Origin of the sequence: Bacteriovorax sp. DB6_IX (genome assembly GCF_000447775.1) — a bacterium.
GTDB lineage: Bacteria > Bdellovibrionota > Bacteriovoracia > Bacteriovoracales > Bacteriovoracaceae > Halobacteriovorax_A.
On record NZ_AUNJ01000445.1, the window covers coordinates 1 to 11,862 of the forward strand.

The following is an 11,862-nucleotide window of genomic DNA, read 5'->3' on the forward strand; positions in this document are numbered from 1 at the left end:
ACAGGGTTTTACGAAGAACTCTGAAGGGACACTTAATCACCTCGTCTTCATTCCTCATGGTCTAGATCGAGCAAGAACGACTGTTCTCATTAGGACTCCCTACTTTGGCAATAGCCTTCAATACCTTCTCAATACTCTAGTTATTCCTTTTGCTTTAAAACAAGTTAATGTTGTCATTCAACCAACTAGAGGGACTCACCTTTCATCAGGAGAATTTAAATACTTTGATCTTAAAAGTGATATAGAGGATGCAAAGAATATCTTAAATTGGCTTAGAGATAAGAAATGGAATAAAGATGTTGTCGCTCATGGCTTCTCATATGATGGGTATATGGCCATGACAACAGTGGCCACTGGCGATCCCATGGTTAAGGCCGCATTCTTAGGCGCGCCAATTGGACTTGATGGTTTCTCATCTCGTTCAGTTAATGATGGTTACGCCGCGTATGGAAAGTTTACTTCAAGGGACTGGGTTAATCTTCAAGCGATTGGTACTAAACTCATTCGTGAAACTCAAAAGCCTTATGTGGAAGATAACAGTTTTGGTATTCCTAAATATCAGACTGAAAAAATGAGAGAAAAAGAGGCGAAGCTTATTACACTCGTCAATAAAACAAGAGTTCCGCTCTTCTTCAATTATGGTCTAATGAATGATCATGTCAGTCGTTCAACAATTCATTATTATAATAAGGTGACAAACCCAAAGCTACTTGTCACACATCAAGAGTTTCATAACTCAAAACCACTTGATGATCTCTTTACTGAAATCTTATCGAAGAAAACGGAAGACAGAAGCTTTACAGAGATCATAAATATCTATCCTCAAGTGACGACTTTTATCTTAAAAGATGGAAAACCTGTAAAGAAAGCATTTGATAGTGATAAAATTAATATCGATCCAAATATCGAACTCGATAACTTTGCAACGAATACTGAGAAAGACTATGCCATTCACTATACTCTACTTCCTCCAGGGTCTTATAACGGACTTTATGAAGTTGAGATTGAATTCCAAGACGACCTCCCCAAAGAAGGAACTAGTCTAGCTGTCGCATTATATAAATCTCAAACTGGTGAATATCAGCTGCTAGAAAGAAGTACAAATGCTTGGGTAATTGACGCAACAAAAGGAAAGAGAAAATACATATTAAAAGGAAATTCTATTTTCTTTGAAAATAATAGTTTGGAAAACTACCTTATGGTACAGGTTAATAAAGAACAGTTTAGTGACAAAATACCAGTGGTTAAAAGTTTAAAAGCGAGATTACAAAGACAAGAAATCGAAGATTAAAAATGGCGCGGCCAGGAGGATTCGAACCCCCGACATTCAGATCCGAAGTCTGACGTTCTATCCAGCTGAACTATGGCCGCACTTCATTTTATGCTGTTCTCTTGCGAGATTGTGATTCTAAAACAAGAACAGTAATAAACCCAACAAGAATGAGGGCAAAAGCAATCGTCGTCTCTGTTGTATAATGATCCGGAAAGATATTCGCTTCTCTTAAGACTCGAACTTTTCCTCGGACAATCTTTGTTTCAAGAACTTCCTTCCAAGGCCAAACCTTCTTCATCGATCCGATAAGGATTCCTGTAAGAAATGCCATTGTTGTCTCTCTAAAGTTCTTCATAAAGTAATTGAGAATTTTAGAAAAACCAAGTAGCCCCGTCGCTGTTCCGCATAGGAAGACGAGAATTAAGACAAGAGAACCCTCCGCAAATGGATTCTTTAGGGCACCCGTAATATATTCATATTTACCAAGGATTAGTAAGAGAAAAGACCCACTAATTCCAGGAAGGATCATGGCCGTGATACCGATAATTCCACAAAGATAAATGAACCAATAATCATCAGGAGTTGAAACTGGTATAAGGCTCACAATAACCCATGCAACGGCTGCTCCGATAATGATCATGGCCATATTCTTAGGTGCAAAGTGATTATTTAGCTGACGCCAAATCACAATAATAGACGCTGCAATAAGCCCGAAGAACATCCCCCAAGTTGGAATAGGATGATCATTCATAAGATAGTGCATTAACCTGGCCAGTGAAACCATGGCCGTCGCAATCCCTACAAAGACAGGAATAATAAATCTCAAATGAATTTTTGCTAGTGCATTTTTAAAGTCAAGTTTGAGAAGGTATTTGAAGAATTCCTTATCAACACTAGCAATAGCATCAAGAAGGTGCTCATAAATTCCAGTAATAAAGGCAATTGTTCCACCAGAGACCCCCGGAATCAAGTCCGCGATCCCCATAAGAAATCCCTTAAGCATTAGAACAATATATTCAATTCTAGATTTTGGCCCTGGACCTTCTGCCCAAGCCTCTTTCCAAGTTTTAACTTCCATGTATACAACCTCTATTGGTGGGCCTCGGCCTCTTCTTCTTTAGCAAATGGTGTTTCATCCCACATAACCTTGTGGCGACATTCTGGACACTGAAGATGTTTTCCATCTCTCTTCGTTTCCTTAACACACATAATTCCATAACCACATGAAGGACAGTCATGAACTTTTGGCTCTGTCCATACAGCAGTTTCACAATCAGGATAATTCGTACAACCGTAGAAGATTTTCCCGTAACGAGATTTCTTCTCCGCAAACTTTCCTTTCTTACATTTTGGACAAGTTACATCGATTGTATAAGGAAGAGTTGTGTCACATTTAGGATAATCTTCACAACGAACAAAGCGTCCATACTTCCCTTTCTTTACCTCAAGTCTATTATTACAAGTTGGGCAATTATCTCTGAACCAATTCTTTGGAAGAATTTCAATTGTTCCATCAAGGTGCTTTTTAAAGTCAAAAGTCGAAGTACAATCTGGGTAATTACGACAGGCCAAGAATTGACCATTACGCCCCCACTTAATGAGATACTCACCATCCTCACACTTCTTACAGTGAATTCCTGTAGGAATCTCCTGCTTTTTCAGGTTCTTCATTTCTTCTTTAGCTTTTTCTAAAGTTAATTCAAAACCTTTCCAGAAGTCCTTAAGAACGCGTTTCCACTTGATCTCACCTTCTTCAATTTTATCCAATAGTTTCTCAACATTTGCCGTAAACTCAATGTTCATAACATCTGGGAAACTCTCAATAAGCATTTTACAAACAACCATCCCAAGCTCAGTTGGCATGAATCTATTTTCAATTTTTTCAACATATCCTCTATCTTGGATATTTGAAATAATTGAGGCATAAGTCGATGGACGACCAATCCCTTTTTCTTCAAGTGTCTTAACAAGCGAGGCTTCATTGAATCTAGGAGGTGGAGAAGTCCAGTGTTCAATCTCTTCTGGATTAACTTTCGCTCTTAGTTTTTCACCTTCATCAATAAGTGGAAGCTCTCCTGATGGCTTGATATTCTCATCATCATCCCCACCACCTTTGATTGATCTCTTTTCCGCAGCTGCTTCAAGATAAACAGTTCTAAAACCAGGGAACTTAATAATTGATCCATTGGCCTTAAAGAAGTGTCCTTCACATTCAAACATAACTGCAGTTTGGTCAATAACAGCTTGACTCATTTGAGAAGAGATAAACTTATTCCAAATAAGCTCATAGAGTTTTTGCTCATCTGGTTCAAGATCACCTCTTAGCTTGGCAGGCGTATATTCTAAAGAAGTTGGTCTGATGGCCTCGTGGGCATCTTGAACCTTATTACTTCCTTTTTTCTTATATTCAATGGCAGTGTCTGAAAGATATTCCTTTCCATACTTATCTTTAATAAACTCTCTTAAATTCCCAAGCATTTCTGGCTCAGTTCTAACAGAGTCTGTTCTCATATAAGTAATTAAACCAACAGTTCCAAAGTCGGTTGTTGCAATCCCTTCATAGAGCTTTTGCGCAACCATCATTGTTCTCTTGGCCGTGAAACCAAGCTTGTTGGCCGCTTCCTGTTGTAGTTTAGAAGTTGTAAACGGAGGCGTAGGATTTTGCTTACGCTCTTTCTTCTTTACACTAACAACATTAAAATCTTTATCTTTAACATCAGAAACAATCTTCTTTGTTTCTGCTTCATCAGTCAGATCGTTCTTCTTCGTTGCCGTCTCACCATAGTACTTAATTTCAAATGGAGTTTGATTCTTTTCCATTTCACCATGGATTGAAAACCATTGCTCTGGCTCAAATGCTTTAATCTCATCTTCACGCTCGACAATAACTCTAAGAGCTACTGATTGAACACGACCAGCTGAAATACCACGTTGCACCTTATCCCAAAGAATTGGTGAGATCTTATAACCCACGAGACGATCAAGGACCCTTCTCGTTTTTTGAGAGTCATACATATTAACATTGAGCTCAGTTGGATTTTCAATGGCCTTAACAACGGCAGTCTTTGTTACGGCGTTGAAGACAACTCTGTGCATTTTCTTCTTCTTTCCAATCTCCTCAGAAAGGTGGAAAGCAATGGCCTCTCCTTCACGGTCCAAGTCGGGAGCGAGGAAGATTTCATTAGCATCTGCAGCGAGTTCTTGAATTCTTTCGATCTTGGCCTTCTTTCCTGTGATTGGGACAAGGTCAATGGCGAAGTCTTCTTTAATATCGACACCAAGTTTAGATTTCGGAAGGTCTTTGATGTGTCCATTACTGGCCACAACCTGGTAGCCTTTACCGAGGTATTTCTTGATGGTTTTTGCCTTGGATGGGGACTCGACGATGACGAGTTTATAGTCTTTGGCACCTGTTTTGGTTGTTTTTTTAGTAGTCTTTTTTGCCGTCTTCTTTGCAGTCTTCTTAGCCGTTTTCTTTGCCGTTTTCTTAGCAGTTTTCTTAGCCGTTTTCTTGGCTGTTTTCTTTGCTGCTTTTTTGGCTGCTTTTTTGGCGGTCTTCTTTTTCGTAACTTTCTTCTCTTCGACTACTTCTTCAGCTGCACCCATTGAGTACATCTCCTCTTAACCACTCTTATCTAGTAGTTTTATCTAAATTTGAACTATTTATCCGAAAATAGGATAGATTAATTGGCCCCAGTATTCAACAATTCATCTATTTCTTCAAGATCAAATTCGGTTAGACCATAAGGATTTTCACGAGAGTTCAAATCTTCATCCATATACTTCTTACCAATTTCAGATTCCATTTCATCCATTGACTCGAATGCGTTAGGGTTTTTACTCTGTGCGTTCTTCTCTATGCTCTCAAGATCTTGTGACTCGAGGTAAGTGTCTTCATCGACTTTCTTCTCGTTAATTTTAGTCTCTGCATCAATGAGCTCTTTCTCTAATCTTTCTAGCTCTTTAAGATCTTTTTCATGATCTTTGATAATAGACTTTTCTCTTTCTTGACGCTCTAACTCTTCTAGTTCATCTTCATTGATTTGAACTTCATCAATTCTCTCAAGAAGGTCTTGACTCAGATCGTCTAAGTTAAGCTCAACATCTAACTCTTCTAGACCAAGCTTCTCCTTCATTTGAATATCTGAAGATTTTAAACCACGATTAAGTTTTGCTTCGCGCAAGGCTTTTTCTTCTGTTTTAGACAGTGCAACAGCACCTTTTTCAATGTCAGTACTGCTATTAACGACAAGCGCCGTAGCAAAGTTATCTGTTAAAGTTATAACAACAACCTCTCCGACAATATAAGTTGGGTCATTAGAAATTCTCTTTCCTGTCCCCTCATCTCTAAATGAATAAATTTCGAAAACATTACCGAGCTCAACTCCATCAACGCGTCCTCTATCAAGATAGATAACATCACCCATAGAGATACCACCAGTTTGGTCTCTATAAGTTCCCACAAGGGCAGCTTCGATTGTTCTCTTATTAAATGTCTTAAAAATTTTATTAATTTTTGGCGTATAGACAGTAAGTCTAGAAGCTCTTTGAATTAGTCCTGAAAGCTCAATAATCTTTGCTTCCCACTTATCTTCAATTTGTCTGATGACTTTAACTTGCGCCTTAGTTGTATACTTATGACCTTCTCTATCAGAAACAGGGTGCGTGATCTTCCCCTCTGGCTCATAGACAGTGAACATATCACCAGGTCTTACCTTAACAGACTTATCAAACTCAATGTAAACAGTTTCACCTTTGTGGATGTAGACAGACTCATCTTTTTTAGCAACGATCTTTCCAAGGTCTTGAACATGATTCGTTGTCAAAAATGTATTGAGATAAAATCCTTCTTTGACTTTAAACTCTAACTTTGTTGTTCTATCAACTCCATCCTCATCATAGGCATCACCTGGCTCTACAATTGAAATTTCACTAATTGGTGGATCATAGTTCTTATAATCTTCATTTAGCTCTGTTGCTGACATCTCTAGAACATCAGAATAATTTGTATCTGTTAGAGACTGGAAGAAAGCACCTTGTTTGGCCAGTTTCTCTCTTTCCATCAACCAAGGAGAAAGAACATCATCCCCATACTTTGCAAAACCACGGGCCGCGATTTGAGTTTGCTTTACAAACTCCTTTGACTCTTCAGATGGCGCTTCATTTGGAGCATCGAATTGTCCAAAGGCAACCTTAGGGAAGTCTTCACTACTCCCTGTATCAAAGACGAGAACTTGCCCTGGCTCAATTTCGTGTGGGTTTGTGATCTGAGGGTTCATCGACCAGATTTTAGAGTAATAAAAACCTGAACCAAAAAGTCTCTGAGAAATTTTCCAGAGCCAATCACCTTCTTGAACAACATACTTCTCAACCTTAGCGGCAGTCGAAATTTCATCCCACTCACCGGTAGGAATTTTCTTTTCAACATACTTAGCCAGATCCAAAAGTTTCTTCTCTTCAATTCCTGCATCAAAGATAACTGGCTTAATTGAAGGCTTAGTAGGACTTGCATCCTGTGCAGCTTTTGATGGTGCACCTTTAGCCGAAACCTTTTTCTGGTCAGACTCAGATGTCCCCAAAAGAGCATCAATCTCGCTTTGCTCATCATCATTGAGAGCATCTAATTTCATCTTATTTTCTTGAGAGAGTTTGACATCGGGAAGAGAATCCCCAACATCTTTCTTTAAGGCCTCAAGATCATCAATCTCTTCGAGACGTGATAAATCAAGGTCGACACCGGACTTGTCATCTTCCAAGAGAATATTAATATCTTGTCTTCTAATAGCTCAAGATCCTTTAACTCATCCTGGGCAACTGTCCCATGAGTTAAAAGTCCTAACATTAAAAGATTAAATAATACTTTCTTAGAAGCCATCGAGTTCCTTAAACTAAATTACGATCTTTCAAAAAAGTCGTGCAAGATTGAGTAATATCTTTCTTGCTTCTTCCCTAGTTTCAACTTTTCGCTACAAACGATAAGTCTTCCCAGAGATTTAATAACTAAACCTGAAAAGGCGTACTTCTTAATAATCTCTTCATACATTTGCATGGCGAGATCATATTCATTCTGTCTAAAAAGCATCTCTGCTAAATAGTACTTAGCTCTTACTTTAATTTGTGGGTTTGGCGATTCTTCAAGGTCACGAAGGAGAATTAGAGCAGAGTCCATTCTATTTTGTCTTACAAGTTTATCTGCCTTATGAAGAGTATTAATCTGACGCTCTAGTGCAGAATCAGATAATTTACTTCTCGAAGTTGTTGTCTCCATTGCTGCAGGTGCAGGAATTTTATTAGCAAGACCATTCTTCCCAAACACATCAACGGTTTCTGCTAAATCTGCTGGCGGTTGAATCTTACTCAACTGTGTAATCATATCACTATCTGATTTTGGAGAAGCTGGTGTGTTGGCCATTTTAGAAGAACTTGTGGCCTCAGCTGATTTGATTTTATCAAGTAGCGCCTCATACTTTCCAAGTAGCTGATCATATTGTGCTTTAGGTACAGTTCCATTAACAGTCTTCGGCTTTGAACTTTCTTGAGTAGATGAGCTTCCTTCTTCTTCAAAAAGAACTTTTCTCTTACTCATCCAAGAGCATGACTGAAATGATAAAGTTGCTGAAATTATTAATAAAAGGGAAATTTTCTTCCTGAAAATAATCACTTTTTGTCCTCCATGACCTAAAAAGCACTGGTCTTAATATATATTTTAATTTACAAAGCAATTAAGTCAATGAAATTTAAGAAATTGCGAGAATATATGTCGGAAAATAACCAATTATTTCACTTAGTTATTCGTGTTCCTAAGAAGGAATCGGCCTTTACCTACTTCACACTGGAGTCTAATGAGGGTCTTTGCTTCTATTCAACTCTTGAGGAGTCAATGGGCCAAGGTCACCGTGACATCGAATTAACGGCACATATTTCTCTACGCAACGAGTTAGAGTACCTCTTAGCGAATTTAGAAAAAACAGTTCAGATTGAATATCTGGTAAAAGAAGTTGTCCAAGATAAAAATAACGATAGAAAATAGTGACAAAGAAAGGCCCTCTTCAGGGCCTTAAAAATTTATTTAATCTCTAACTTATTCTGAACTTCTTTAACACCTTCAACTCCCCTTGCAATTTCCTCTGCAAGGCTTCTTTGCTCTGATGTAGAAACAAATCCACTTAATTGAACTGTTCCTTTGTAAGTTTTAACAGAGACGTCTAACGCACTTACCCTCTTATCCCCTACTAACTTTGCTTTAATCTTCGCTGTAATAGCTGAAGAATCGACAAATTGTCCTGTACTCTCACTAGTTCCAGTTGATGCACACGAAATCATTACGAATGAAAAAAGAATTGCCACTAAATATTTCATTTGAACCTCTTAATAGTTAAACCCAAAGGAGATTGAAAAGTTATCCTTCAAGTAGTTTAAAGTTGTTACCTTGTAATTCACTTTTGCTACAAACTCATCATAATAGAAGAAAGCTCCCGCTTCGAGTAAGAAATATTGTGTCCTTCCAAGTGAAGTTTCTCTCTCTCCAAACCAAGGGTCTTCGTCAAGATTAGCGCGTGACCAACCAAATCCAATATGGGGAGCAAGGCCAAAGTCCTCCACCAGGGGATACATGATCCCTCCCTTAACTCCAAGTAGTCCCGCAGAGACCTTTTCATCATTAACAATTTTCGCATCATCATTTGAATCAAAGTCGACATTCTGTAAGAAGAAACTTAGGTATGAGTCTATCCCCTCTTTTTCACCAATAAAAGAAATCTCTAGCTCAGTTGAAAAGTAGCGAGAAGTCTTTGTTGCTCCAGCAAGTAAGAGCCAATCTTCTTCAAGTCTCATCGCAGGAGCACTAAAGGTGCTAGTACCATAGAGGCCTAAGAAGATCATAAAAGTTGAAAAGATGAATTTTTTCATAACTCTATTATTCAATCTTATTTTATCTTAGACAACTTAATTCAATGCTCTAAATCATTGTTAGATAAACCCGAAGAGATTAGAATATCTCTATGAAGAAATACTCCGCTGTAATATTTGATCTCGATGGCACACTAGCTGAAACCAAATTAGATTTTGCTCTCATGAGAAAAGACCTTGGCTTCCCTGCAGATGTCTCAATTCTCGAACATCTTGAAACTCTCCCAAAGGAGAAACAAGTTATTGCAAATCAGATCATTCTCGATCATGAAATGAGAGGAGCTCACAACTCTTACCTAACAAGAGGTGCCGACAAGCTTCTCAATCACCTTGAACAAAACAAAATTCCAATGGCGATACAAACAAGAAATTGCAAAGAAGTCACTGACCTTGTCGTTGAAAAGCTTTCAATTCCAATTAGGCTTATCCTGACAAGAGAGAATAGTGCGCCAAAGCCTGATCCAAGTGGAGTTCATGAAATAGCGAAACAGTGGAATATTTCTCCTTCAGAAATACTCTACGTCGGAGACTCTCACTACGATAAGAAAACCTCTCAAAATGCCAAGAGTGATTTCGCTCTTTTCATTAATGAGCATAATGAATCAAAAGATATTGATCATGAATTTAAGGTTGATTGTCTAAGTGAACTAATTCAATACTTCTAAAAAAAGGGCCGAATCGGCCCTTTATATAATTACATATTGAATGTTAGCATAACCCCTGTTGAAGAGTCTTTTGCTTCTGTCTCTGTTGAACCAGAGATCGTTTTTCTATTTGTATTAGTGTAGAAGAACTCATAGTCCATTTGTCCCACAGATCTTGTGATCGCAACTTTGTAATCCATATAACTCTTTGATCCAATTTTTGCTTCATCATCATGTGAAGTATAACCAAGAGCTAAACTAAGACCTAAATTCTTCTCTTCTGATAATGTAAATGACTTCGAAAGGTTGTAGTACATTGAAGAGCTGTCAGCACCAAAATACTCATCGATGTAACCGATATAAAGTCCATAACCCATAACATCTAAACCAATAGAATATTCCATTGTGTTAATTCCAGGGTTTCTAGTATAAGTATAATCAGTTGCCCCAATAGTTAGTGCAATATCATTATTAAACTCATGCTTATAGTTGAGGTAGAGATCTACCTCTGTTCCACCTGTTCCACCCCCAAGACTTGAGGCCCATGCACCAAGAGTGAAATTATGCATACTTGCTTCAAGTGTACCTTGAACAGCTGCATCGTGAGTTCCTTGTGTTTGACCACGCCATACATAATCAGTAGTCACGGCCACTGATGTTGAAACCTCTGTTGCTTGTGCAAAAGAAAAGAGAGAAACTAATCCTAATAAGAAGATCTTCTTCATAAACTATCCTTGTTATAAATTATACTCTCCATTCTAAGAAAGAGTCCCTAGTTCGACAACACTTTATATTGATGAGTTACTTATAGTTTACTTTAAATACAATTGGAAAATGATCAGAATATCCCATCTCATCTACTGTTTTTGCCTTATGATCGAAACGATAAGGAGCCAGTTGTCCCTTATACCCCTTTGTCTCAGATTTTCTTGAGAATGATGGAGCATAAACTTCAAAAGAGTAAGATCAATCTTAAGATTATTTCCACTTAGAAGGTTCTTCGAAACAAAGACCCTATCCAACTGATTCCAAACCTTTCCTCGTTTATAATAATAAGTTCCTGGAGGCTGCTTCATCTTAAGAGACTTAGGTATACTTTCACTCAATAAGTAAGACTCCCTTAAGTCCACCATAATCGAGTCCTTTAAAAAGATATCTCTAAAAGGATGAATTTTACTTTTCTTCTTTAGCTTAGGAATTGTATTAAAATCGCCCATCGCAATAAAGCCAGCTTTTGAATTGGCCTTTTGAAGTTTTTCAATTCGAGACTTTAACAAGGTTGCAGCTTGAACCCTTGTATTGTCAGGATTCCCAAGGCTTGGCCAGTGATTTACAAAGACATATAAGCTTTCAGAGTTAGCTACTTGAAACTCCACTTCTAGAATATTTCGACTAGGCTTTTTCTTAAAATAATCACCTTTTAATTCGTGCTCAAGGAAAGTCTTAAAAATTAGATCTTTAGAGGGATTCCACAAAAGAGCGACATCAATCCCTCTCTTATCTGGACTATTGGTCATCACAAATTTTTCGTAACCAAGTGACTTTGCCAACCTTGAAACAACTTGTGGGGTTCTCAACTTCTATCAGTCCTAAGATTTGAGGAAGACTCTTCCTCTCCCCTTCCAAAAGAACCTTTCTGATTTGCTTTAGCTTTAACTCTACCTTCTTTTCAGTCCAGTCAGTTTCAAAACATTCATTTCTTCTGTATTTTGATTTTACCTTCTGACATTCTCGGCTCTTCTGCTTTGAAAAGGGTAAGTATGTCCAATCATTCTTTCCCTTGTCGTGTACGGCATCAAAGAGATTCTCAACATTATAAGTCATTATCTCGATTCCAGTAGAAGTCCCTTTAGCAAATGCTACGTGAAAGAAGAGAAGAGTTAAAACTAAAGTCAATTTCATTTGTCGTCCTGTTTAAAAATTATAGATTTTCTTTTAACCAAGCAAGAACATCAATCATGGTGAGTTTTCGTCTTAAACTTATCCATAATATGTACAAGTCTTCCATCCTTTCCAATAATGAAAGTTGTTCTAATA

General features: G+C 37.9%; 12 protein-coding genes, 1 tRNA gene and 1 pseudogene. 3 read left to right on the top strand and 11 right to left on the bottom strand.

Annotated elements, in window-relative coordinates; all coding sequences use genetic code 11:
- Positions 1-1,291: X-Pro dipeptidyl-peptidase S15 family (locus M901_RS13750; RefSeq protein WP_021278821.1), on the top strand; the 1,291-nt coding region annotated here is incomplete at its 5' end.
- Positions 1,292-1,294: 3 nt separating this feature from the next.
- Here the strand turns inward: M901_RS13750 and M901_RS13755 are convergent.
- The 5 genes from M901_RS13755 to M901_RS13775 all read right to left on the bottom strand — a co-directional run bounded on the left by M901_RS13755 (position 1,295) and on the right by M901_RS13775 (position 7,859).
- Positions 1,295-1,371 (bottom strand) — tRNA-Arg (locus tag M901_RS13755).
- An 8-nt stretch (positions 1,372-1,379) separates the two neighbouring features.
- The gene (locus M901_RS13760; RefSeq protein WP_021278814.1) at positions 1,380-2,351 is read right to left on the bottom strand and encodes a DUF368 domain-containing protein; all 972 of its coding nucleotides are present in this window, start codon (positions 2,349-2,351) and stop codon (positions 1,380-1,382) included.
- 11 nt (positions 2,352-2,362) lie between these two features.
- The gene (gene topA, locus M901_RS13765; RefSeq protein ID WP_021278816.1) at positions 2,363-4,879 is read right to left on the bottom strand and encodes a type I DNA topoisomerase; all 2,517 of its coding nucleotides are present in this window, start codon (positions 4,877-4,879) and stop codon (positions 2,363-2,365) included.
- A gap of 77 nt (positions 4,880-4,956) precedes the next feature.
- Complete coding sequence (locus tag M901_RS13770) at positions 4,957-7,029, bottom strand: LysM peptidoglycan-binding domain-containing protein (RefSeq protein WP_021278822.1); 2,073 nt, start codon at positions 7,027-7,029, stop codon at positions 4,957-4,959.
- A 137-nt stretch (positions 7,030-7,166) separates the two neighbouring features.
- Positions 7,167-7,859, bottom strand: coding sequence for a tol-pal system YbgF family protein (locus M901_RS13775; RefSeq protein ID WP_157680023.1), 693 nt, complete (start codon positions 7,857-7,859; stop codon positions 7,167-7,169).
- Between the two features lie 171 nt (positions 7,860-8,030).
- On the opposite strand from M901_RS13775, the gene M901_RS13780 reads away from it, so the two are divergent.
- The gene (locus M901_RS13780) at positions 8,031-8,303 is read left to right on the top strand and encodes a hypothetical protein (RefSeq protein ID WP_034722346.1); all 273 of its coding nucleotides are present in this window, start codon (positions 8,031-8,033) and stop codon (positions 8,301-8,303) included.
- Positions 8,304-8,338: 35 nt separating this feature from the next.
- Here the strand turns inward: M901_RS13780 and M901_RS13785 are convergent, their stop codons facing one another.
- Both M901_RS13785 and M901_RS13790 read right to left on the bottom strand, forming a co-directional pair.
- Positions 8,339-8,632: a BON domain-containing protein gene (locus tag M901_RS13785; RefSeq protein WP_021278818.1), complete on the bottom strand. Its 294-nt coding sequence runs from the start codon at positions 8,630-8,632 to the stop codon at positions 8,339-8,341.
- 9 nt (positions 8,633-8,641) lie between these two features.
- Positions 8,642-9,181: a hypothetical protein gene (locus tag M901_RS13790; protein ID WP_034722349.1), complete on the bottom strand. Its 540-nt coding sequence runs from the start codon at positions 9,179-9,181 to the stop codon at positions 8,642-8,644.
- Between the two features lie 92 nt (positions 9,182-9,273).
- Between M901_RS13790 and M901_RS13795 the strand changes: the two genes are divergently transcribed.
- Positions 9,274-9,846 carry an HAD family hydrolase gene (locus tag M901_RS13795; protein WP_021278813.1) on the top strand — a complete coding sequence of 191 codons (573 nt, stop codon included), beginning with the start codon at positions 9,274-9,276 and terminating at the stop codon, positions 9,844-9,846.
- 29 nt (positions 9,847-9,875) lie between these two features.
- On the opposite strand, the gene M901_RS16770 is transcribed toward M901_RS13795, so the two are convergent.
- The 4 genes and pseudogenes from M901_RS16770 to M901_RS18435 all read right to left on the bottom strand — a co-directional run.
- On the bottom strand, positions 9,876-10,550 hold the full coding sequence (locus M901_RS16770) for a TorF family putative porin (RefSeq protein WP_021278815.1): 675 nt from the start codon (positions 10,548-10,550) through the stop codon (positions 9,876-9,878).
- A gap of 132 nt (positions 10,551-10,682) precedes the next feature.
- Positions 10,683-11,402, bottom strand: a complete 720-nt coding sequence (locus tag M901_RS13805; protein ID WP_198295407.1) for a hypothetical protein — start codon at positions 11,400-11,402, stop codon at positions 10,683-10,685.
- On the bottom strand, positions 11,332-11,727 hold the full coding sequence (locus tag M901_RS13810) for a hypothetical protein (RefSeq protein ID WP_021278819.1): 396 nt from the start codon (positions 11,725-11,727) through the stop codon (positions 11,332-11,334). Before M901_RS13810 ends, M901_RS13805 begins: the two co-directional genes overlap by 71 nt.
- 19 nt (positions 11,728-11,746) lie before the next feature.
- Positions 11,747-11,862: pseudogene (locus M901_RS18435) on the bottom strand (peroxiredoxin); the annotation flags it as partial.